General features: G+C 69.9%; 21 protein-coding genes and 1 tRNA gene. 13 read left to right on the forward strand and 9 right to left on the reverse strand.

All coding sequences use genetic code 11. The features are described from left to right. Positions 1 to 5 precede the first annotated feature (5 nt). The 6 genes from mscL to ACZ5WE_RS30875 form a co-directional block, all read right to left on the reverse strand. Positions 6 to 482 (reverse strand): large conductance mechanosensitive channel protein MscL, encoded by a 477-nt coding sequence (gene mscL / locus ACZ5WE_RS30850; RefSeq protein WP_467689533.1) that lies wholly within the window; start codon positions 480 to 482, stop codon positions 6 to 8. Positions 483 to 620: 138 nt separating this feature from the next. Continuing rightward, positions 621 to 1,175 (reverse strand): hypothetical protein, encoded by a 555-nt coding sequence (locus ACZ5WE_RS30855; RefSeq protein ID WP_467689531.1) that lies wholly within the window; start codon positions 1,173 to 1,175, stop codon positions 621 to 623. Positions 1,176 to 1,365: 190 nt separating this feature from the next. Next, on the reverse strand, positions 1,366 to 2,217 hold the full coding sequence (locus ACZ5WE_RS30860; protein ID WP_467689529.1) for an S-methyl-5'-thioadenosine phosphorylase: 852 nt from the start codon (positions 2,215 to 2,217) through the stop codon (positions 1,366 to 1,368). Between the two features lie 272 nt (positions 2,218 to 2,489). Then, positions 2,490 to 2,855 carry an FmdB family zinc ribbon protein gene (locus ACZ5WE_RS30865; RefSeq protein WP_467689527.1) on the reverse strand — a complete coding sequence of 122 codons (366 nt, stop codon included), beginning with the start codon at positions 2,853 to 2,855 and terminating at the stop codon, positions 2,490 to 2,492. Positions 2,856 to 2,922: 67 nt separating this feature from the next. Continuing rightward, positions 2,923 to 4,188 carry an MFS transporter gene (locus ACZ5WE_RS30870; RefSeq protein WP_467689525.1) on the reverse strand — a complete coding sequence of 422 codons (1,266 nt, stop codon included), beginning with the start codon at positions 4,186 to 4,188 and terminating at the stop codon, positions 2,923 to 2,925. Between the two features lie 238 nt (positions 4,189 to 4,426). Next, positions 4,427 to 5,947 carry a potassium/proton antiporter gene (locus tag ACZ5WE_RS30875; protein ID WP_467689817.1) on the reverse strand — a complete coding sequence of 507 codons (1,521 nt, stop codon included), beginning with the start codon at positions 5,945 to 5,947 and terminating at the stop codon, positions 4,427 to 4,429. Between the two features lie 213 nt (positions 5,948 to 6,160). Between ACZ5WE_RS30875 and ACZ5WE_RS30880 the strand changes: the two genes are divergently transcribed. Then, positions 6,161 to 8,923: a penicillin acylase family protein gene (locus ACZ5WE_RS30880; RefSeq protein WP_467689523.1), complete on the forward strand. Its 2,763-nt coding sequence runs from the start codon at positions 6,161 to 6,163 to the stop codon at positions 8,921 to 8,923. 68 nt (positions 8,924 to 8,991) lie between these two features. Here ACZ5WE_RS30880 and ACZ5WE_RS30885 read toward each other — a convergent pair whose 3' ends face one another. Next, positions 8,992 to 9,615: a 5-formyltetrahydrofolate cyclo-ligase gene (locus tag ACZ5WE_RS30885; protein ID WP_467689521.1), complete on the reverse strand. Its 624-nt coding sequence runs from the start codon at positions 9,613 to 9,615 to the stop codon at positions 8,992 to 8,994. 94 nt (positions 9,616 to 9,709) lie between these two features. Between ACZ5WE_RS30885 and galU the strand changes: the two genes are divergently transcribed. From galU to ACZ5WE_RS30920, 7 genes are all read left to right on the forward strand, one after another. Further along, complete coding sequence (galU, locus tag ACZ5WE_RS30890; protein WP_351162871.1) at positions 9,710 to 10,615, forward strand: UTP--glucose-1-phosphate uridylyltransferase GalU; 906 nt, start codon at positions 9,710 to 9,712, stop codon at positions 10,613 to 10,615. Between the two features lie 4 nt (positions 10,616 to 10,619). Further along, a complete protein-coding gene (gene glp / locus ACZ5WE_RS30895; protein ID WP_467689519.1) occupies positions 10,620 to 11,960 on the forward strand; it encodes a molybdotransferase-like divisome protein Glp in 1,341 nt (446 codons plus the stop codon). An 87-nt stretch (positions 11,961 to 12,047) separates the two neighbouring features. Next, entirely contained in the window at positions 12,048 to 12,539 is a 492-nt protein-coding gene (gene moaC / locus ACZ5WE_RS30900) for a cyclic pyranopterin monophosphate synthase MoaC (protein ID WP_160505558.1), read from the forward strand. Then, positions 12,536 to 13,069 (forward strand): MogA/MoaB family molybdenum cofactor biosynthesis protein, encoded by a 534-nt coding sequence (locus ACZ5WE_RS30905; protein WP_467689517.1) that lies wholly within the window; start codon positions 12,536 to 12,538, stop codon positions 13,067 to 13,069. The genes moaC and ACZ5WE_RS30905 overlap by 4 nt, the downstream gene beginning before the upstream one ends. After that, positions 13,066 to 13,689, forward strand: coding sequence for a GNAT family N-acetyltransferase (locus ACZ5WE_RS30910; RefSeq protein ID WP_467689815.1), 624 nt, complete (start codon positions 13,066 to 13,068; stop codon positions 13,687 to 13,689). The genes ACZ5WE_RS30905 and ACZ5WE_RS30910 overlap by 4 nt, the downstream gene beginning before the upstream one ends. 197 nt (positions 13,690 to 13,886) lie before the next feature. Then, entirely contained in the window at positions 13,887 to 15,155 is a 1,269-nt protein-coding gene (gene sepX / locus ACZ5WE_RS30915) for a divisome protein SepX/GlpR (protein WP_467689515.1), read from the forward strand. Between the two features lie 67 nt (positions 15,156 to 15,222). Further along, positions 15,223 to 15,296, forward strand: a tRNA-Ala gene (locus tag ACZ5WE_RS30920). Between the two features lie 96 nt (positions 15,297 to 15,392). Here ACZ5WE_RS30920 and ACZ5WE_RS30925 read toward each other — a convergent pair. After that, a complete protein-coding gene (locus ACZ5WE_RS30925) occupies positions 15,393 to 15,905 on the reverse strand; it encodes a GNAT family N-acetyltransferase (protein WP_467689513.1) in 513 nt (170 codons plus the stop codon). A gap of 66 nt (positions 15,906 to 15,971) precedes the next feature. On the opposite strand from ACZ5WE_RS30925, the gene ACZ5WE_RS30930 reads away from it, so the two are divergent. Further along, the gene (locus ACZ5WE_RS30930; RefSeq protein WP_467689511.1) at positions 15,972 to 16,772 is read left to right on the forward strand and encodes an exodeoxyribonuclease III; all 801 of its coding nucleotides are present in this window, start codon (positions 15,972 to 15,974) and stop codon (positions 16,770 to 16,772) included. Between the two features lie 76 nt (positions 16,773 to 16,848). Then, complete coding sequence (locus ACZ5WE_RS30935) at positions 16,849 to 17,883, forward strand: DUF6528 family protein (protein WP_467689510.1); 1,035 nt, start codon at positions 16,849 to 16,851, stop codon at positions 17,881 to 17,883. Between the two features lie 36 nt (positions 17,884 to 17,919). On the opposite strand, the gene ACZ5WE_RS30940 is transcribed toward ACZ5WE_RS30935, so the two are convergent. Next, the gene (locus tag ACZ5WE_RS30940) at positions 17,920 to 18,564 is read right to left on the reverse strand and encodes a MerR family transcriptional regulator (RefSeq protein ID WP_467689814.1); all 645 of its coding nucleotides are present in this window, start codon (positions 18,562 to 18,564) and stop codon (positions 17,920 to 17,922) included. A 252-nt stretch (positions 18,565 to 18,816) separates the two neighbouring features. Here ACZ5WE_RS30940 and ACZ5WE_RS30945 point away from each other — a divergent pair, with 252 nt between their 5' ends. From ACZ5WE_RS30945 to ACZ5WE_RS30955, 3 genes are read left to right on the forward strand one after another with little or no spacing between them, the layout of a single operon-like run. Next, the gene (locus ACZ5WE_RS30945) at positions 18,817 to 20,412 is read left to right on the forward strand and encodes a flavin-containing monooxygenase (RefSeq protein WP_467689508.1); all 1,596 of its coding nucleotides are present in this window, start codon (positions 18,817 to 18,819) and stop codon (positions 20,410 to 20,412) included. After that, positions 20,409 to 21,362, forward strand: coding sequence for an alpha/beta fold hydrolase (locus ACZ5WE_RS30950; RefSeq protein WP_467689506.1), 954 nt, complete (start codon positions 20,409 to 20,411; stop codon positions 21,360 to 21,362). Before ACZ5WE_RS30945 ends, ACZ5WE_RS30950 begins: the two co-directional genes overlap by 4 nt. Next, positions 21,359 to 22,237 (forward strand): SDR family oxidoreductase, encoded by an 879-nt coding sequence (locus tag ACZ5WE_RS30955; protein ID WP_467689504.1) that lies wholly within the window; start codon positions 21,359 to 21,361, stop codon positions 22,235 to 22,237. The genes ACZ5WE_RS30950 and ACZ5WE_RS30955 overlap by 4 nt, the downstream gene beginning before the upstream one ends. The last annotated feature ends 3 nt before the right edge of the window (positions 22,238 to 22,240 follow it).

The following is a 22,240-nucleotide window of genomic DNA, read 5'->3' on the forward strand; positions in this document are numbered from 1 at the left end:
CCGCGCTAGCGCTCGTCGTGCCCAGAGCCGCGCTGCGCCACCAAGGCGTCGCGGATCTCCTTGAGGACCTCCAGCTCCGAGATCTCCATGACCTCCTGCGTGCCCTCCTTCTCGGCCTTCCGCGCGGCCTGCCTCGCCAGGTACTTGGCCATGGGCAGCACCATCAGGAAGTAGACGACGGCCGCGGTGATCACGAAACTGAGGGTCGCGCTGAGCACGGAACCCCACATGATCGGGATGCCGCTCTCCACCGTCCCGTCCGCCTTCATGTTGCACGGGTCCTTCAGGCACGAGCTGTAGTGATCGAGATCCTTCGTACCGAAGGCACCGACCAGCGGGTTGATGACACCCTGCACCACGGAGTTCACGATGTTCGTGAACGCGGCGCCGATGACCACCGCGACCGCCAGGTCGACGACATTGCCGCGCATCAGGAAGGCCTTGAAGCCGTCCCAGAGACCCGGTTCGTTCTTCTCGCTCACCACGAGGCCTTTCGTTGCAAATGCAGTTCGTGAAACAGACAGCTTCGCAAACTACGTCAGGGCCTGGCAGGACTGTCCAATTGGGTAGCTCGAATGAGCTACTTGACAGGAAGTCGGTGCAGTCGCACACATCGTGAATCAGCACAGCGTCACCGCCAGACGCATGCTCGCACCGGCTCCCGCGAGCCGCGCCGCCGTCGCTCTCGGCACGGAGAGCACGACCAACGCCCCGGCCTCGGCGGTGCTTTCGGCCGCACCCTCCTCTGGCTCGGGCACCTCGGCGACCCTGGCCCCCGCCGCCACCACCCGCGACGCGGAGCCGTCGGACGCGACGACATCGACGCGATCGCCCCGGTGCAGCAGGCGCACCGTCTCCGCGTCCGCGATCCGCACCGGCGCCGTCACCGGAGCGGCGGCCCGACGCCCCCGCTCCGACTCCCGCGAGGGCGCAGCGGCGGCTGCCGGATGGCCCTGCGGCCGCACCCGTTCGGTGTCCCGCGGCCCGGCGGCCACGAGCGCCGCCGCGGTCACCGCGAGTCCCGCGGCCATGGCCCGCCGTCTGTGCCGCAGCAGACTTCGCAGGCGGCACCGCCCGCCGCGCACCCGTACGGGAGAGAAGTGCGGCACGGGGCACGGTGGAGGAGGGGAAGGGGATGAGATGTCTGGGGAAACGTGTGCCACGGCGGCCACCACCTGCGGAGTCGAGAGAGCCTGTGAAATCGAGAGAGCCTGCTGAGTCGGGAGAGCTGCGGATCTTGCCTTCCGCTCTCACGATGCAGGCCCGCGCCGAATCCCGCTGAGCCCCGTGCACTACTCCCGAGTTGTGGACAACTCTCTCACTCGAAGGGGGAGTTCCAGCTCCGAGCGCCCCCCGCAGATCACCTCACGGCAGCTGGAACCCCGGGTCCATCCCGCCCAGCGCCCCCGCACACAGACAGTCCCGCTCACCCTCCGCCGGCAGCCCCGCCACCGCGTCGAACAGCACCGTCCGCAGCCGGTCCACATTCGCCGCGAACACCTGCAGCACCTCTTCGTGGGAGACGCCCTCGCCGCTCTCCGCGCCCGCGTCCAGGTCTGTGACCAGCGTCAATGACGTGTAGCAGAGCTCCATTTCACGGGCGAGCACGGCCTCGGGATGCCCGGTCATGCCCACCACCGACCAGCCCTGCGCCGCGTGCCAGAGCGATTCGGCGCGGGTCGAGAACCGCGGCCCTTCGATCACCACGAGCGTCCCGCCGTCCACCGGCTCCCACTCCCGCCCGCGGGCCGCCTTCAGCGCGGCCCCGCGCCCGACGGGGCAGTACGGGTCCGCGAGCGACACGTGCACGACGTTCGGAATGCTCCCGTCCGGCAGCGGCACCCCGTCGAAATACGTCTGCGTACGCGACTTCGTGCGGTCCACGAACTGATCGGGCACCAGCAGCGTCCCGGGCCCGAACTCGGGCCGCAGCCCGCCCACCGCACACGGACCGAGCACCTGCCGCACGCCCACGGAGCGCAACGCCCACAGGTTGGCGCGGTAGTTGATGCGATGCGGCGGCAGATGGTGGCCGCGGCCGTGCCGGGGCAGGAACGCGACCCGCCGCCCGGCGAGGTCACCGATGAAGAGCGAGTCGCTCGGCGCTCCGTAGGGGGTGTCGACCTGGAGTTCGGTCACGTGGTCGAGGAAGGAGTAGAAGCCGGAGCCGCCGATGACACCGATCTCGGCCCGCGTCGCGTTCGCCGTATTCACCATGCCGAGCACAGTAGCCGGGCCCGGTGACGCCCAGGACCCCGCAGTCGGAGGGCCTGAAAACGCCGAGGTCCCCGCAGTCGGAGGGCCTGAAAACGCCCAGGACCCCGCAGTCGGAGGGCCTGAAAACGCCCAGGACCCCGCAGTCGGAGGCCCGAAAACGCCGAGGTCCCCGCTGTCGGAGGCCCGAAAACGCCGAGGTCCCCGCTGTCAAAGGACAGCGGGGACCTGGAAGGAACTGGAGGGAAGACGCGCGCCCGGCGGTCCGCCCAGGACTAGGCGGCCGACGAGCTCGAAGAGCTGGTCGACGACCCCGAGGAGGAGCCGGACGACTTCGAGTCCGATGACGAGCCCGAGGAGGACGACGAAGCACTCGCGGCGGACTTGGAGTCCGACGACTTCGAGTCCTTGGAGTCCGAGGACTTCGACGCGTTCGCCGTCGACGGCGTGCTGCTCGACGACGAGCCGCGGCTGTCGTTGCGGTAGAAGCCGGAGCCCTTGAAGACGATGCCGACGGCCGAGAACACCTTCTTGAGGCGTCCGTCGCAGCCGGGGCACACGGTCAAGGCGTCATCGGTGAACTTCTGCACCGCCTCGAGGCCCTCGCCGCATTCGGTGCACTGGTACTGGTACGTCGGCACTTGCTTCCTCCTGGCACTCTCACTCGATGAGTGCTAACGACGGTCCATAGTGACGTATTCCGCGAGATCAGTCCACTGTGACCGGCTCGCGGTGACCCACGCCACGTGCCACGGTGCGTCCGACGGACCGCGGCACGAGCCGCGAGCGCAGGGTCACGAGGACCGCGAGGGCCAGCGCCGTACCGCCGAGCGGGACCAGGAATCCGGCGCCGTCCCAGAAGTGGTCCTCCAGCTGTCCGGCGACCGTGACCGCGGCGGCCTGGCCGAGCGCGACGGCACCGGTGAGCCAGGTGAACGCCTCGGTCCGGCCGGACGGGTCCACGAGACGGTCGACCAGCGTGTAGCCGGTGATCAACGCGGGCGCGATGCAGACGCCCACCAGGAGGCCGAGTCCGGCGAGCAGCACCACGGAGTGCGCGGCCCACAGCCCGGAGGCCATCAGGGTCAGCGCCGCGTACCCGACGAGGAGGCGCCGCTGCGGGGCGATCTTCCAGGCGATGGCACCGCAGACGAGTCCGGAGAGCATGTTGCCCGCGGCGAAGGTGCCGTACAGGACGCCGTTCAGGCCGGGTTCGCCGATGGACTCGGTGAAGGCGGCCAGCGAGACCTGCATGCCGCCGAACACGGCGCCGATGCCGAGGAAAGTGACGATCAGGACGCGCACACCGGGGATCCGCAGCGCCGAGACGTGCTTCACGCGCGCGTGCTCCTCGCGGGAGGCGGGCTTGGGTTGGGTGCTCTTCTGCGCGGCGAACAGCAGGCCGCCCACCAGCGTGAGTCCGGCCTCCGTGAAGAGTCCGGCCGCCGGGTCGACGGTCGTGCACAGGGCGGTCGCGAAGAGCGGACCGAGGACGAACGTCAGCTCGTCGGTGACGGACTCGAAGGCGGCCGCCGTGCCGGCGAGCGGGGTGTCCTGGAGCTTGACGCCCCAGCGGGCCCGCACCATGGGGCTGATCTGCGGCTGGGAGGCGCCGGTGGGAACGGCGGCGACGAAGAGTGCCCACAAGGGGGCGTCCGAGAGCGCGAGCACCGTCAGGGAGAGCACCGACAGCGTGTGGATGAGCACGCCCGGCAGCAGTACGGCTCGCTGGCCGAACCGGTCGGCGAGCTTGCCTCCGAAGGGGGCGAACACCGCCATGGAGACACCGGTGACGGCCGACACGGCGCCGGCGACGCCGTACGAGCCGGTGGTGTGCTGCACGAGCAGCACGATGGAGATGGTCAGCATCGCGAAGGGCTGGCGAGCCGCGAAGCCGGGCAGGAGAAACGTCCAGGCGCCGCGCGTGCGCAGCAGCTGTCCGTATCCGGGGCGGGAGGTGACCGTGGATGCCACGGCCCGTGCCTTTCTGCCGCCTGGTAGCGCGCCCGTGCGGGGGCGCCGAGAGCTGTCCTCTTGCGCGGGACTGCGGTAGATGCCGGTTGCCCACTGCGAGGACACGCGGCCGCCATACGGTCGGCGCCAGCTCTGCTTCAGACAGAGTTGGTTCGATCAGTTGGTACAGAAGAAGTGTGTCTTCATCGTACAGGCAACGGGGCCGTCAGACCTGTGAATACGGAGACTGAGGCGCCCGTCACCTGTGATTTCCTCGCTCTTCGGCATCCTGACCAGCGGTTCCCAGCCATCCAGCCAGTTTTCCGCCCTGTCCGACCGCTCGCAGCCGCTTCTCCGCCGCGTCCCGCACCGGGTCGGTCGCGACCACCAGGAGCTCGTCACCGCGCTGCAGCACGGTGGTGGGCTGCGGCACGAATGATTCGCCGTTGCGCACGACGAGCGTGACCGCGGCCCCCGCGGGCATCCGCAGTTCGCCCACCTCGACGCCGTGCATCCGCGATCCCTTCGGGATCGCCACCGAGAGCAGGTGCCCGCGAAGGCGCTCCAGGGGCGCCGATTCGATGCCCAGGTCGGCGGCGCCCGAAGAGTCGCCCAGGCGCAGCTTCCTGGCCAGCCACGGCAGCGTAGGCCCCTGGATGAGGGTGTAGACGACGACCAGGACGAAGACGATGTTGAAGATCCGCTGGCTGTCGTCGACGCCGTTCACCATCGGGATCGTGGCCAGGATGATGGGCACGGCTCCGCGCAGGCCGGCCCAGGACATCAGGGCCTTCTCCTGCCAGGGCATGCGGAACGGCAGCAGGCTCGCGACGACCCCCAGGGGGCGGGCCACCACGGTCAGGATCAGGCCGATGATGATCGCGGGCCACATGTCGTCGAGGAGGTCGTGCGGGGTGACCAGGAGGCCGAGCAGGACGAACATGCCGATCTGCGCGATCCAGCCGAGCCCTTCGGCGAAGCCGCGGGTGGCGGGCCAGTGCGGCAGCTTCGCGTTGCCGAGGACCATCGCGGCGAGGTAGACGGCGAGGAATCCGCTGCCGTGCGCCATGGCTCCGGCCGCGTAGGCGGCGACCGCGATGGCCATCACGGCGATGGGGTAGAGGCCCGAGGCGGGCAGCGCCACGTGCCGCAGGCCGTAGGCGCCGAGCCAGCCCACCGCGATGCCGATCGCGGCACCGATCGCGAGCTCCAGGGCGATCTCGCCGAGGAGGACGTACCAGTGCTCCACGGGGCCCGCCATGGAGAAGGCCACGACCAGGATCACCACGGGGGCGTCGTTGAAGCCCGATTCGGCTTCCAGGATGCCCGTCACGCGGGAGGGCAGCGGCACCTTCCGCAGCACGGAGAAGACCGCCGCCGCGTCCGTCGAGGAGACCACCGCGCCGATGATGAGCGCCTGCCGCCACTCGAGGCCGACCAGATAGTGGGCGCCGGCGGCCGTCACGCCGACGCTCACCGCGATGCCGGCGAGCGACAGGACGGCGGCCGCGGGCAGCGCGGGTCTGATCTCTTTCCACTTCGTGCCGAGACCGCCCTCGGCCAGGATCACGACGAGCGCCGCATAGCCGATGACCTGCGTCAGCTCGGCATTGTTGAAGGTGACGTTGCCGATGCCGTCCTGGCCGATGGCAATGCCGATGCCGAGGTAGAGAAGCAGGCTGGGGAGCCCACTGCGCGACGAGATGCGGACCGCCGCGACCGCGACGAGCAGGACGAGCGAGCAGATGAGCAGAAGCTGGTTGAGGTCGTGGACAGTCAGGGGCCGTTCCTTCCTCCGCGCGAGCCAGGTACTTCGTTACCTTACCTAATTGTTAACGCTTCCTTGACGCCATCGAACACTCGTCCGACGCGTCGCCATGTAGGTTCCTGACTCCGCGTCCGAGGCCGCAGTGCCCTGCGCCTACAGTTGCTCCAGCGCTCCCACCACCGCCCAGCCAGCCCTGCCGCTCGCGTAAGGACAGCAAGGACAGCGATGCCCTCGAATACCACCGCCTCTTCCGGTCATAAGTCCGGCAAGAAGAAGGGGCGCCGAGCCCGCCTCCTCGTCCTCGTCCTGGTCCTGGCCATCGTGGCGGGCATCGGCTACGGGGCGTACTGGAGCGTCAGTACGGTGCGTGCCTCCTTCCCGCAGACCAAGGGCACGATCAAGCTCGACGGTCTCGCCGGTCCCGTCGACGTGAAGCGCGACGGCAACGGCATCCCGCAGATCTACGCCGAGTCCGACGCCGATCTCTTCATGGCCCAGGGCTTCGTCCAGGCGCAGGATCGCTTCTGGGAGATGGACGTCCGTCGCCATATGACCTCCGGTCGCCTCTCCGAGATGTTCGGCAAGGGCCAAGTAAAGACCGATGAGTTCCTGCGGACGCTCGGTTGGCACCGCGTGGCGCAGAAGGAGTACGACTCCAAGCTCTCGCCCGCGACCAAGAAGTACCTCCAGGCGTACTCCAAGGGAGTCAACGCCTACCTGAAGGACAAGGGCGGCAAGGACATCTCCCTGGAGTACGCCGCCCTCGGCTTCACCAACGACTACGAGCCCCAGGAGTGGACCCCCGTCGACTCCGTGGCGTGGCTCAAGGCGATGGCCTGGGACCTGCGCGGCAACATGCAGGACGAGATCGACCGCTCCCTGATGACAAGCCGCCTGGGCCCGTCCCAGATCAAGGACCTGTACCCGGAGTACCCGTACGCCCGGAACAAGCCCATCGTCCAGGAGGGCGCCTACAACAGCGCCACCAAGGAGTACGAGGGCAAGGGCAGCGGCACCGGCAGTCAGTCGCAGTCCGGCGGTGCGGCCGGCACGGGCCTGGCGGGCAACGCCCAGGCCCCCGATGGCCTCCAGTCCCAGCTTTCGGGCCTCTCCGACATCCTGGACAGCGTTCCGGACGCGGGCCTCGGCCCGAACGGCAACGGCATCGGATCCAATTCCTGGGTGGTCTCCGGCGACCACACGATCACCGGGAAGCCGCTGCTCGCCAATGACCCGCACCTGTCACCCCAGCTGCCGTCCGTCTGGTACCAGATGGGACTGCACTGCCGGTCGGTCTCCAAGGACTGCCAGTACGACGTCTCCGGCTACACCTTCGCCGGCATGCCGGGCGTGGTGATCGGCCACAACAAGCAGATCGCCTGGGGCATGACGAACCTGGGCGCGGACGTCACCGACCTCTACCTCGAGAAGTTCGAGGGCGACGGCTACTCGTACGACAACAAGGTGCTGCCCTTCAAGACGCGCGTGGAGACCATCAAGGTCGCCGGCGGCAAGTCCAAGAAGATCACCGTCCGGGAGACCGGCAACGGCCCCCTGCTGTCCGACCGGGACGACGAACTGGTGAAGGTCGGCAAGAAGGCCACCGTCGACAGCGCGGCCCCCGACCGGGGCGACGGCTACGGAGTCTCGCTGCGCTGGACCGCGCTGCAGCCGGGCAAGTCGATGGACGCCGTCTTCGAGCTCAACAAGGCGAAGGACTTCGCCGGTTTCCGCAAGGCGGCGTCTTCTTTTGAAGTGCCCTCGCAGAATCTGACCTACGCGGACAGGGACGGCCACATCGGCTACCAGGCACCGGGCAAGATCCCGGTCCGCGGCAAGGGCGACGGCGCGCTCCCGGCGCCCGGCTGGGACTCCGACTACCGCTGGACCGGCTACATCCCGCAGTCCGCGCTGCCCTACGAGTACGACCCGAAGCGCGGCTACATCGTGACCGCCAACCAGGCCGTCATCGACAGCGAGAAGTCGGACTACCCGTACAAGCTCACGGCGGACTGGGGCTACGGGGCGCGCAGCCAGCGCATCACCGACCTGATCCAGTCGAAGATCAAGAACGGTGGGAAGGTCTCCACCGAGGACATGCGCACGATGCAGATGGACAACAGCAGCGAGATCGCCAAGCTGCTGGTGCCCAAGCTGCTGAAGGTCGACGTCAAGGACAGCTACGTCCGTGAGGCGCAGAAGCTCCTCGAGGGCTGGGACTACACCCAGGACGCCGACTCGGCGGCAGCCGCGTACTTCAACTCGGTCTGGCGCAACATCCTCAAGCTCTCCATCGGCAACAAGCTGCCCAAGGAGCTGCGGGTCAAGGGCCAGTGCCTGAACGTCGAGCCGGCCGGGAACACCGGTCCCGCCGACGAGGCCGAGCCGGTGCGCGAGTGCGGCCAGCGCGACTCGGAATCCGCGCAGCCCGACGGCGGCGACCGCTACTACGAAGTGATCCGGTCGATCCTCGACGACGAGGACAACGACTGGTGGAAGTCGCCGAAGACCCGCACGGACGCCGAGACCAAGACCCGCGACCAGCTGTTCGGCCGGGCGATGGAGGACGCGCGCTGGGACCTGACGGCCAAGCTCGGCAAGGACGTCGACACCTGGAGCTGGGGCCGTCTGCACCGGCTGACCCTGAAGAACCAGACCCTGGGCGTCGAAGGCCCCGGCTGGCTCCAGTTCATGCTCAACCGCGGCCCGTTCAAGCTGGGCGGCGGCGAGGCGGCGGTCAACGCCACCGGCTGGAACGCGGCGGGCGGCTATGGCGTGCAGTGGGTGCCGTCGATGCGCATGGTCGTGAACCTCGACGACCTCGACAAGTCGAAGTGGATCAACCTCACCGGCGCTTCGGGGCACGCCTACAGCGCGCACTACACCGACCAGACCAGCAAGTGGGTCAAGGGCGAGCTGCTGCCGTGGTCCTTCTCGGAGGACGCCGTGAAGAAGAGCACGAACGACACCCTGGTGCTGCGGCCCTGAGCTGACGCACGAGACAGTGAAAGGGCCCTCCACGCGCGCGTGGAGGGCCCTTCTCGTCCTCATGGGTCTCACCGGAAGCGGCGGACTCCCGAGGGGGTGACGACGGCGTGCACCGGCTTGTCGTGCGCTTCCCGGGGGACCTGTGCGACGACCTCCGTGTCGTACAGGAGCACCACCAGGGCGGGGTCGGCCCCGGCCCGTCCCAGCCGGTCGAGCACCCTGTCGTACGACCCGCCGCCGCGCCCCAGCCGCAGCCCGTGCGTGTCCACGGCCAGGCCCGGCAGCAGCACGGCGTCCGCCGCCACGACGGCGTCGGGCCCGAGCCGCGGCCCCGAGGGCTCCAAGAGTGCGATCTTTCCCGGGTGTTGCACGAGGGCGAGCGAACCCTCGCCCTCGTAGGCCGCCCAGTCCAGGTCGTTGTCCGCGAGGAGCACCGGGAGCAGCACCCGCGTCCCGCGCGCGCGGAGGGCGTCAAGGAGGGCGCGCGTCCCCGGTTCGCTCCCCACGGACACGTACGCCGCGACCGTGCGCGCCCCGGAGAGCTCCGGCAGCTCCAATGCGCGGTCGGCGAGAACCGCGGCGGCCTTCTGTGCGTCATCTCTAGTCAACCGGCTTCTCACCGCGAGGAATTCTCCGCGCAACGTGCGCTTGGTTGGCTGAACGGGCGGCTGGTCAGAGCCGGTTTCTTGCATGGTGCGCTCACAAACCCTTTCAAGTGCGCTCATATGACAACAAAATGTCCGGAGCCACAGATTCCGCACATACTCACCGGTTATGGTTACGGACATGACTGAGTCTCACCCCCCAAGGATCAGCAAGGCTGTCATTCCCGCAGCAGGCCTGGGCACCCGGTTCCTGCCGGCCACCAAGGCCACTCCCAAGGAGATGCTGCCGGTCGTCGACAAGCCGGCGATCCAGTACGTGGTCGAGGAGGCCGCCTCCGCCGGCCTCGACGACGTCCTCATGATCACGGGCCGTAACAAGCGCCCTCTCGAGGACCACTTCGACCGCAACTACGAGCTGGAGTCGGCCCTTTTGAAGAAGGGCGACGAAGCGAGACTGGCGAAGGTCCAGGAGTCCAGTGACCTCGCGACCATGCACTATGTACGCCAGGGCGACCCCAAGGGGCTCGGTCACGCCGTCCTGTGCGCCGCCCCGCACGTCGGCAACGAACCGTTCGCCGTGCTCCTCGGCGACGACCTGATCGACCCGCGCGACCCGCTGCTCGCCCGCATGGTCGAGGTCCAGGAGCGGCACGGCGGCAGCGTCATCGCCCTCATGGAGGTGGCCCCGGAGCAGATCCACCTCTACGGCTGCGCGGCCGTGGACGCCACGGACGAGGGCGACGTCGTCAAGGTCACGGGCCTGGTCGAGAAGCCCGACGCGGCGGACGCCCCCAGCAACTACGCCATCATCGGCCGCTATGTCCTGGACCCCCATGTCTTCGACATACTGCGCAAGACCGAGCCGGGCCGCGGCGGCGAGATCCAGCTCACCGACGCCCTCCAGCAGCTCGCGGTCGACGAGAAGGTCGGCGGCCCCGTGCACGGCGTCGTCTTCAAGGGCCGCCGCTATGACACCGGCGACCGGGGCGACTATCTGCGTGCCATTGTCAGACTCGCGTGCGAACGTGAAGACCTGGGCCCGGACTTCCAGGCCTGGCTTCGCAGTTACGTGTCCGAGGAGATGTAGCACTTTGAGCAGCAGCGCGACGACCGAAGTCACCGGCCGGGAACACGTCTGGTCGGTGAGCGAGCACCTGGACGACATCCTCGGATCCGTCCGCCCCCTGGAGCCCATCGAGCTCCAACTCCTCGACGCCCAGGGCTGCGTCCTCGTCGAGGACGTCACGGTGCCCGTCTCGCTGCCGCCCTTCGACAACAGCTCCATGGACGGTTACGCGGTCCGGGTCGCCGACATCGCCGGTGCGAGCGAGGAGTTCCCCGCCGTCCTGACGGTCATCGGTGACGTGGCCGCGGGCCAGGGCGAGCAGCCGGATGTCGGCGCGGGCCAGGCGGCCCGCATCATGACCGGCGCCCCGCTGCCGCCCGGCGCCGAGGCCGTCGTCCCCGTGGAGTGGACCGACGGAGGCCTCGGCGAAGGCCCCGTCTCCGGAATGCGCGCCCACAGCGCAGCCCCCGACGGAGCCTCCGGTGAGGTTCGCGTGCACCGCCCCGCCGAAGCACGCGCGCACGTGCGGGCGCGTGGCAGCGACGTCCGGGCCGGCGACCGCGCGCTGACCGCCGGCACGGTCCTCGGCGCCCCGCAGATCGCCCTGCTCGCCGCGATCGGCAGGGGCACGGTGAAGGTGCGCCCCCGCCCCCGCGTGGTCGTCATGTCCACCGGCAGCGAACTGATCCAGCCCGGCGAGGAGTTGGCCAAGGGCCAGATCTACGACTCCAACAGCTTCGCCCTGACCGCCGCGGCCCGGGACGCCGGAGCGATCGCCTACCGCGTGGGCGCGGTCGCCGACGACGCCGAGACACTGCGCTCCACCATCGAGGACCAGCTGATCCGGGCCGACCTCATCGTCACCACGGGCGGCGTCAGCGTCGGGGCCTACGACGTCGTGAAGGAAGCCCTCTCCTCCGTGGGAGCCGACGAGGACGGCGTCGAGACGGGCAGCGGTATCGAGTTCCGCAAGCTCGCCATGCAGCCGGGCAAGCCCCAGGGCTTCGGCTCCATCGGCCCCGACCACACCCCGCTGCTCGCCCTGCCGGGCAACCCGGTGTCGTCGTACGTCTCCTTCGAGATCTTCGTGCGTCCCGCGGTGCGTGCCCTGATGGGCCTGCCGGACGTCCACCGCCCCACGGCGCGCGCGGCGCTCGCCGCCGACAAGGCGCTGACCTCGCCCGCGGGAAAGCGGCAGTTCCTGCGCGGGCAGTACGACGCCGACGCGGGCAGCGTGCGGCCCGTGGGCGGTGCGGGCTCCCACCTCGTCGCGGCACTCGCGCACGCGAACGCGCTGATCGTCGTCCCGGAGGACACCACGTCGGTGGAGACAGGCACCGACGTCGAAGTGGTCCTGCTCGGCTGAAAGGCGCGTCCGCGCGGTACGGTGTCGCGCACATAGGCCCCCTTGCGCCGCACCGCGGGAGGGCCCGGACCGGGAGCGCCACAGCACATGAGTAGCCAGCAGCGACTGACGCACATCGATGAAGCGGGCGCCGCCCGCATGGTCGACGTATCCGCGAAGGACGTGACGGCGCGCACCGCTCGCGCCAGTGGCCGCGTCCTGGTCTCGCCCCGCGTGATCGAGCTGTTGCGCGGGGAGGGCGTCCCCAAGGGCGACGCCCTGGCCACCGCGCGGATCGCGGGCATCATGGGCGCCAAGCGCACGCCCGACCTGATCCCGCTCTGCCATCCGCTGGCCGTCTCCGGAGTGAAACTCGACCTCTCCGTGGCGGACGACGCCGTCGAGATCCTCGCCACGGTGAAGACGACGGACCGCACGGGCGTCGAGATGGAGGCGCTCACCGCGGTGACCGTCGCCGCCCTCACGGTGATCGACATGGTCAAGGCCGTCGACAAGGGCGCGGTCATCACGGACGTACGCGTCGAGGAGAAGACCGGCGGCAAGTCCGGGGACTGGAGCCGCGAAGGAGCCGGCGCATGAGCGCCTATCGGGCTCTCGTCATCACGGCCTCCAACCGCGCGGCCGCCGGGGTCTACGCGGACCGGGGCGGGCCGATCATCGCCGAGGCGCTGTCCGCGCTCGGCTTCGAGGTCGAAGGCCCCCAGGTCGTCCCCGACGGCGGCCCCGTCGAGCAGGCCCTGCGCGCCGGAGCCGAAGCCGGATACGACGTGATCCTCACCACAGGCGGCACCGGCATCTCGCCCACCGACCGCACCCCCGAAGCCACCCGCGCCGTCATCGACCACGAGGTGCCGGGCATCCCGGAGGCGATTCGCGCGTACGGCAGGGAGAAGATCCCCACGGCCGCGCTGTCCCGTGGTCTGGCCGGGGTCGCGGGGCGCACCCTCATCGTGAACCTGCCGGGCTCCACCGGCGGCGTGCGGGACGGCATCGCGGTCCTGGAGCCCCTCCTCGCGCACGCCGTCGAGCAGCTCCGGGGCGGCGACCATCCAAGACCCTCGCCCAGTGCCCCAAAGGCCTGGGAGGTACCCCCAGGCGGTGCGAGCTGAACAGCCCTTCCTGGCCCGTCGAGCTGACGGACGGCGATGTCGTCCTCCGTCCGATAAAGATGCGCGACCAGCGGCCCTGGCGTGAGGTCAACCGGCGCAACCGGGACTGGCTGCGCCCCTGGGAGGCGACCATCCCGCCGCCCACGCCCACCGGCCCGATCGTGCACCGCCCGACGTACCGTCAGATGGTCCGGCATCTGCGCGCCGAGGCGCACGCCGGGCGCATGCTGCCCTTCGTGATCGAGTACCAGGGGCGGCTCGTGGGGCAGTTGACGGTTGCCGGGATCACCTGGGGATCGATGTGCTCGGGCCATGTCGGCTACTGGGTCGACCAGTCCGTCGCGGGCCGTGGCGTGATGCCGACCGCCGTGGCCCTCGCGGTGGACCATTGCTTCCGGTCGGTCGGGCTGCACCGTATCGAGGTCTGTATTCGCCCCGAGAACGGGCCAAGCCGCAGGGTCGTGGAGAAACTCGGATTCCGCGAGGAGGGGCTTCGTCCACGCTATCTCCACATCGACGGTGCCTGGCGCGACCATCTTGTCTTCGCGCTCACCACGGAAGAGGTACCGGAAGGGTTGCTGCGGCGCTGGCACCAGGCACGACCCCGGAACACCGCGTAAATAGAATAAGTGTTTGAAATTAATCGGTGATCGACCGTCTCAGGCCCGACTTGGTCCCTCTGAGGCATTAATTTCACGGTCCCGGTGGCCTGTTGATCGCACCAGTCACAAAAAAAGTTCGAGATATCAGCCAGATCGTGCGACACACCGGCTCAATTGGCAGATGGCCTCAAGCAAACCCCTCTACCGTGTGAGGCGTGAGCAGCAGCGGCCTCATCTACGCAGTCATCGTCGGGGCCTGGGCCGCCTACTTGGTGCCGATGTGGCTCCGTAGGCAGGACGAGCTCAATGAAGCCCGTCCGACGGAACGCTTCAGCACCGCCATCCGGCTTCTGTCCGGACGTGCGGGGATGGAGCGCCGATACGCCAAGGACCTGCAAGCGCGCTCGCCCGAAGAGGAGGAGTCGCGCGACCCGGACAACGCCACCGGCTCGGTGGACGTCCGGGCCTTCGTCGCGCCCCCGCTTCGACAGGGCGGCCAGGACGAGCGGCCCGAGCCGCAGGGCAAGGCGCCGGTCAACCCCCAGGCGCAGCAGCCCTCGGCGAGGCCGCAGGCGCAGCAGCCTCCGGCGCGGCCCCAGGCGCAGCCCGCGGCGAAGCCCCCGGCACCGATCCCGACCCCGGCCCCGTCCGGAGCGCGACCCCAGCAGTCGCCCGCCCAGCGGGCCGCATCGGCGGAAGCCGCCGCGCGCGCCCGGCGTACGAAGGTGCTCGCACGCCGACGGCGCACGACGGTGATGCTGTTCGTCGCGTTCACGGTCGGCACGGTCGTCGCCGCCGTCGGAGGACTCGCGTTCCTCTGGGCGCCGGCGGCCCCGGCCGCGCTCCTGAGCGCGTACATCGTGTATCTGCGGGGCCAGGAGCGGCGCCGCTTCACCTACACCATGGACCGGCGCCGGGCCGAGGTCGCCGCGCAGCGGCTGCGGGAGCGTCAGCCGCGCAGGCGCACGGCGGCCGGCGCGGACGCGATCGTCGACGACGCGGAGGAAGGACCGGCCCCCGAGACGGAGACCGGCCTCTCCGCACTCGCCGCCGACCGCCGCGCCCTGGTCGAGCAGACCGACCACGCGGAGTGGGTGGACCAGCAGCGCGAGCGGCAGCGCCGCCCGGGGCACGGCGACAGCTGGGACCCGGTGCCGGTGCCCCTGCCGACGTACGTGACGGCGCCGGTCGCCCCGCGGGCCACCGGTGACGTCGACTTGGGAGCCCCCGACGCCTGGAGCTCGGCGCGGTCGAGCTCCGTCGAGCCCGCCGCCGACGAGGCGCGGGGCGAGGCGGAGGCGAGCGAGTACACCGACTACGCAGCGGATGCGGAAGGCGCCGAGGGCGCCGAGGGTGTGGACGGAGGCGGTGGCCGCAGCGGAGCACGGCGAGCCGCTTCCGCGCGCAGGGCCCGCGAACGCGGACGTACGCCTCTCTTCGATCAGTACGAGGACGGGGAGCGGCCGAGGGCCGCCAACGAGTGAGGCCTGACCAGCCAGGAACGGATTTCCGAGCACCCGGATCGGGATGCTAGAGTTTCACTCGTTGCAAGGGCCTGTGGCGCAGTCTGGTAGCGCACCTCGTTCGCATCGAGGGGGTCTGGGGTTCAAATCCCCACAGGTCCACTGCACATGAGATCCCGCCCGGTTCTTCGAACCGGGCGGGATCTTTGCTGTGCCGCAGAACTCCGGCGCCGCGGAACTCCAGCGCCGCAGAGTTGGTTACAGCTGCTTCACGTAGCAGCGGCTCAGGTCCTCGAAGCGGTAGTGGCCGAACTTGGTGGGGGCCGGGGTGTAGCCGGCCGACGTGTAGAGGGCGATGGCCTCCGGCTGCTTCGTGCCCGTCTCCAGGACCATCCGCGTGCGTCCCGCCGCCCTCGCGTCGTCCTCCAGGGCCGCCAGGATGCGCCGGGCCAGGCCGAGGCCGCGGGCCTCCGGGGTGACGTACATGCGCTTGATCTCGGCGTCGCCGTGCGCGTAGCCCTCGTCGTTCTCCTCGTGGCCGCGCCAGCCGCCGGTGGCCACCGGGGTGCCGTTCTCGTCGTACGCGAGGAGATACAGACCGCGCGGGGCGGCGAACATGGCCGGGTCGAGGGGTGTGACGTCGCCCTCATCGCCGTACCGCTCCGCGTACTCGAGCTGGACGCGGTCGTTGAGTTTGACCGCGTCGGGGTGGTCGAAGGGGGTGGGGCGCAGCGCGACGACGGGCCTCTGCGACGGTGACTGGATACTCATGCGAATCATCGTACTTCTATGCGGTGGGGTGGAGGTGTCCATCAAGTGTGCCGGTATCGTTCCGGGATGCTCCAAGTGACCAGTGTGAATGTGAACGGGCTGCGGGCCGCCGCCAAGAAGGGCTTCGTCGAGTGGCTCGCCGAGACCCCGGCCGACGTGCTCTGCCTCCAGGAGGTGCGGGCCGAGCCGCAGCAGCTGCCGGACGAGGTGCGGGAGCCCGAGGGCTGGCACGTCGTGCACGCGCCGGCCGCCGCCAAGGGGCGCGCGGGTGTCTCCCTCTATACGCGGCGTGAGCCGGATCGCGTGCAGGTGGGATTCGGGTCGCAGGAGTTCGACGGCAGTGGGCGCTACGTCGAGGCCGACCTGCCCGGCGTCACGGTCGCGAGCCTGTATCTGCCCTCCGGCGAGGTCGGCACGGACCGGCAGGACGAGAAGGTCCGTTTCATGGGGGAGTTCCTCACGTACTTGAAGGAGCTCAAGCAGCGGGCCGCCGCGGAGGGGCGCCAGGTCGTGGTCTGCGGCGACTGGAACATCGCGCACCAGGAGGCCGACCTCAGGAACTGGAAGGGCAACAAGAAGAACTCGGGCTTCCTGCCCGAGGAGCGTGCCTGGCTCAGTGAGGTCTTCGAGGGGGACGCCGGATACGTCGACGTGGTGCGGGCGCTGCATCCCGACGTCGAGGGCCCCTACTCCTGGTGGTCCTACCGGGGGCGTGCCTTCGACAACGACACGGGCTGGCGGATCGACTACCACGTGGCGACGCCGGGCCTCGCCCAGCGCGCGGTCAAGGGGTTCGTCGAGCGGGCGGCCACTCATGAGCAGCGGTGGTCGGACCATGCGCCCGTCACGGTGGTCTACGACATGTGATGCCGCGCGGCGCCATGGCATGTTGCGAGCGCGTACCTGACAATGTCTCAACTGTCAGCCGTGTGGGGGAGACTTCATGTCCGGTATGTCGAGACCGTCACGTCGCGGTGTGCTGCTCGGGGCGCTGGGTGCGGGGATCGGGGCGGGGCTGCCGATGGCCGCCGCGTCCCCCGCGGGCGCCACCGGGGGAGTGCCCCGCGGCACACCGCCGGTCCTCCTCACCGAGCAGGCCACCCAGCAGATCCTCGTGCTCGATCCGCGGCGCAGGGTCTGGGACCCCGAGAACGAACCGTCCGTCGTGCGGTGGGCGTTCTCGCCGACGCGGCATGAGGGGTATGAGGACCTCCGGCCGGAGGACAGCTGGGTGTATCCGTGCGAGTCGAAGGTGCGCAGACACAAGGGGCGTACGTTCGTCCTGACCACCGCGTCCTTCGGATTCGTCGCCGTCGTCGACTACCCATCCGGCAAGCGCTACTGGGGCGCGGCGATCGGCCCCGGTGACGACCTCTTCAATCCGCACAGCGCGGAGATCCTGCCGGACGGAAATGTCGCGGTGGCGTGCAGCACGGGTGCGCTGGTCAGGCTGTACGCGGCGTCGCAGGGGCCGGGTGCGTCGCGGTACGCCGAGGTGGAGCTGAAGGGTGCGCACGGGCTGCACTGGGACGGTGCGCGCGAGGTGCTGTGGGCCATCGGTGACGACGAGTTGGTCAGGTACGAGGTGGGTGGGACGCGGGCGCGGCCGACGCTGAGGCGCCGGTCCTCGGTCGGGCTTCCGGTCGGGACGCCCGGCAAGACTCCCGGCGGGCATGATCTCTTCCCCGTGGCCGGGCGGTCGGGGCGGCTCTGGGTGACGACGAACGCGTCCGTCTTCCAGTACGACATCGGTGACCGGGCCTTTGTGCGGGATTTCGCGGGGGCGAAGGAGATCTCCCGGAAGTCGGTCAAGGCCGTCGGTGACGATCCGCGGACGGGGCAGGTCATCTCCACCGTGCCGGAGGGCGGTCTTGAGGAGACCTGGTGGACGACGAAGGTGAGTGTCCATCGGCCGCGGGGGCAGTACGAGTTGGTCGGGGGCGGGATCTACAAGGCTCGGTGGTTCCTGCCGCGGTAGGGGGAGCCTGCTCGGGTGCGGGCGGGTGGGGGTACCTCAGTCCTCGGCCGGCTTCTCCGAAGCCAGGCGGCGGTCCAGGGCCATCGACAGTTCCGCCTCCACCACGCTCTTCGCCAGCGGGCGCAGGCGGTCGATGCTGACGTTGCCCGCTTCGGCGGGCGTGTGCGCGCGGATGGTCGTGATGAACAACTCCGCGAGCGCGTCCGCGTGTTCGCGCACGCGCTGGCCCGCCTCCAGGACCGCGGCCAGGGGGATGCCCTCGCGGACCAGGGCGGATGAGACGTCCAGGAGGCGGCGGCTCACGTGGACGATCTCGTCGCCGTCCGTGCCGAGATAGCCGAGGTCCAGGGCGGCGGCGAGGTTCTCGGGGGTGACCTCGCCCGCGAAGCGGTCGGCCAGTTCCTCGGGGGTCAGGCGGACCGGGGTCTCCTCGGTGGATTCGCCGATGCCCAGGAGTTCGCCGACGTCGCGGCCGTTCTCGAAGGCCTCCGCGAGTTCCGCGATGCCGCTCAGGGTGTGGCCGCGCTCCAGGAGTGCGGCGATCGTCCGCAGCCTGGCCAGGTGATGGTCGTCGTACCAGGCGATGCGGCCCGCGCGGCGGGGCGGCGGGATCAGGCCGCGCTCACGGTAGAAGCGCACGGTGCGCACCGTGATGCCGGCGACCTTGGCCAGCTCCTCCATGCGGTACTCGCGTGTTTCTGCCACGGCAGCAGCCTATGTGCTGCCGGATCGTGCGCGTGTTCCACCGGCGGTAACCGGTACAGCCTCTACCGGCGGTAAGCCGTACTGCCTCTCCCGGCGGTGACCCGCGCCGCCGGTACCGGCGGTAACTCGGGACGCCGAACCCCTACCCATCAGTACGCAGCTGTTCTACTCTCCCAATTGCGCCAGTGGTCACTGGCAGAGTCGTGAAGCAGTTCGGGAGGCGGCGGCATGGCCGAGGACGAGCGCCAGCAAGAGCGCGAGCAGGGGCGCGAGCCGGGGGGTGCGCAAGGGGGCCGACGCGAGCATGTGCGGGTGGCGGTGATCGGGTCCGGGTTCGGCGGGCTCGGGGCCGCGGTCCGGCTGCGCCGCGAAGGCGTCACCGACTTCGTCGTCCTGGAGCGGGCCGCCGCCGTGGGCGGTACCTGGCGGGACAACAGCTATCCGGGCTGCGCGTGCGACGTGCCCTCGCATCTGTACTCGTTCTCCTTCGCGCCCAACCCCGACTGGCCGCGCACCTTCTCGGGTCAGGGGAAGATCCAGGAGTACCTGGAGCAGGTCGCCGACACCTTCCGCCTCCGTTCGCACATCCGCCTCAACACCGAGGTGCGGCAAATGCGTTGGGACGCGGACAAGCTGTGGTGGGAGGTGGAGACCAGCAACGGCACTCTCACCGCCGACGTCGTCGTCTCCGCCACCGGGCCGCTCTCCGACCCCAAGCTCCCTGACATCCCCGGCCTGGACACCTTCGAGGGCAAGGTCTTCCACTCCGCGCGCTGGGACCACGACTACGACCTGCGCGGCAAGCGCGTCGCGATGATCGGCACCGGCGCCTCCGCCATCCAGATCGTGCCCGCCATCCAGCGCGAGGTCGGCAAACTGACCCTCTTCCAGCGCACCCCGCCCTGGGTGATGCCGCGCATGGACCGCGCCATCAGCAAGGCCGAGCGCTGGCTGCACCGCCAGCTGCCGTTCACCACGCACGCCCGGCGCGGAATCCTCTGGGGCATACGGGAGTTGCAGGTCCAGGCGTTCACCAAGCGGCCGAACGAGCTCGGCGCGGTCGAGCAGCTGGCCAAGCGGAACATCGCCCGCGCCATCAAGGATCCGGCGCTGCGGGCCAAGCTGACACCCTCGTACCGCATCGGCTGCAAGCGGATCCTGCTCTCCAACACCTATTACCCGGCGCTCGCGCAGCCCAATGTCGACGTCGTCGCCAGCGGGCTCAGCGAGGTGCGCGGCAACACCGTCGTCGCAGCCGACGGCACCGAGACCGAGGTCGACGCGATCATCTTCGGTACGGGATTCCATGTGACGGACATGCCGATCGCCGACCGTGTGGTGGGCGCCGACGGCGGGACGCTGATGGAGTCCTGGAAGGACGGGATGAAGTCCCTGCGCGGCGCTACTGCCGCCGGCTTCCCGAACTTCATGACGGTCATCGGCCCGAACACCGGTCTTGGCAACTCCTCGATGATCCTGATGATCGAGTCCCAGCTCAACTATCTCGCCGACTACGTACGGCAGTTGGACGTTCTCGGTGGCCGGGCCGCGCTCGCCGTGCGGACGAGCGCCGTGCACGCCTGGAACGACAAGGTGCAGGAGCGCATGAAGCGCACCGTGTGGAACACCGGCGGCTGCAACAGCTGGTACCTCGACGAGAACGGCGTGAACACGACGATCTGGCCGGGTACGACGACCGAGTTCCGCAATGCCACGCGGCGGGTCGATCTCGCCGAGTACGAGGTGGTGCGGCCGCCGAAGGTGACTGCGCAGGCGGTGTCGCCGAAATCCCGTGGGGCGAAGAAGGTCGAGGCAGGGGCATGAGCAGGCTGACGCATGTGACGAGCGGCCCTTTCGCGCCGCCTCCGGCGGCCCGGGAGCTGACCGTCGTGTCGGCGGACGGCGCGCGGTTGCACGCCGAGGTGCACGGCCGCGAGGGTGCGCCCGCGGTGGTGCTCGCGCACGGGTGGACGTGCTCGACCGCCTTCTGGGCGGCGCAGATACGTGACCTGGCGGTCGACCACCGGGTGATCGCGTACGACCAGCGGGGGCACGGGCGCAGTGCCGCGCCGGCGGGGGCGCAGGGGTACAGCACGACTGCCCTCGCCGACGACCTCGAAGCCGTGCTCGCGGCGACCCTCGCGCCGGGGGAGCGGGCGGTGCTCGCCGGGCACTCCATGGGCGGCATGACGATCATGGCCGCGAGTACGCGGCCCGGGTTCCGGGAGCACGCGGCTGCGGTTGTGCTGTGCAGCACGGGGAGTTCGCGGCTCGTCGCCGAGTCGCTCGTGGTGCCGATGCGGGCAGGACGGGTGCGGACCCGGCTCACGCGGTCGGTCCTCGGTGCGAAGGCGCCGCTGGGTCCTGTGACGCCGATGGCTCGCAAGATCCTCAAGTACGCCACGATGGGCCCCGGTTCGCCCCCGGAGCGGGTCGAGGTGTGCGCGCGGATCGTGCACGGGTGTCCGAGGGTGGTGCGCTACCGCTGGTCGCACGTGCTCGATGAGCTCGAACTGGACGCGGGGGTACTGGAGTTGATGGTGCCGACCGCGATCATCGCGGGCACCGCCGACCGGATGACGCCCGTCGCGGGCGCACGGCGCCTTGCCGCGATGCTGCCGGACTCCCTCGGTCTCACCGAGCTGCCGGGGATCGGCCACATGACGCCCGTCGAGGCGCCGGAAGCGATATCGGACGGGATCAAGGACCTCGTGAAGAGGTACGTACGGGTCGGCGAGCAGCAGGTCCAGGGGCTCGAAGGGAGCAGCGCATGAGCAAGGTCAGCCTTGAGGGTCAGGTCGCGGTCGTCACCGGGGCGGCGCGGGGCGTGGGGGAGTTGCTCGCGCGCAAGCTGTCGGCGCGGGGTGCGAAGATCGCGCTCGTCGGCCTGGAGCCGGATGAGTTGAAGCAGGTGGCGGGGCGGCTGCACACCGAGGCCGAGGCCTGGCACGCGGATGTCACGGACCACGCGGCGATGGCGCGGGTCGCTCAGGAGGTCAAGGAGCGGTTCGGCAAGGTCGACATCGTCGTGGCCAACGCGGGCGTCGCCAACGGCGGTCCTTTCGTCGAGTCCGACCCCGACGCGTGGCGCCGGGTGATCGAGGTCAACCTCATCGGCAGCGCGGTGACGGGGCGGGCGTTCCTGCCGGTCCTGATGGAGAGCCGGGGGTATCTGCTGCAGATCGCCTCTCTCGCGGCGATCACGCCGGCGCCGATGATGACGGCGTACTGCGCGTCGAAGTCGGGCGTCGAGGCGTACGCGCACTGTCTGCGGGCCGAGGTCGGCTACAAGGGGGTGAAGGTGGGCGTCGGTTACCTGTCCTGGACGGACACGGACATGGTGCGGGGCGCGGACCAGGACGACGTCATGCGGGAGTTGCGGCAGCGCCTGCCGTGGCCGTCCAACAAGACGTACCCGCTGGGTCCGGCCGTCGACCGGATCGTCGCCGGGATCGAGCGGCGGTCGAGTCACGTCTACGCGCAGTGGTGGCTGCGGGGGATGCAGGGTATCCGGGGGTACTTGCCCGGGGTCATCGGCTCGGTCGGGCAGCGTGAGATGCGGAGGTTCGAGCCGCGGCTGGGGTCGGTCTCCACGGGCCTGGTAGGAGCGGGCGGCTCCGCCGACGAACAGGCCCGTACCGGGGGGTAGTTC

The sequence above is a fragment of the Streptomyces sp. NPDC033180 genome (assembly GCF_055577645.1).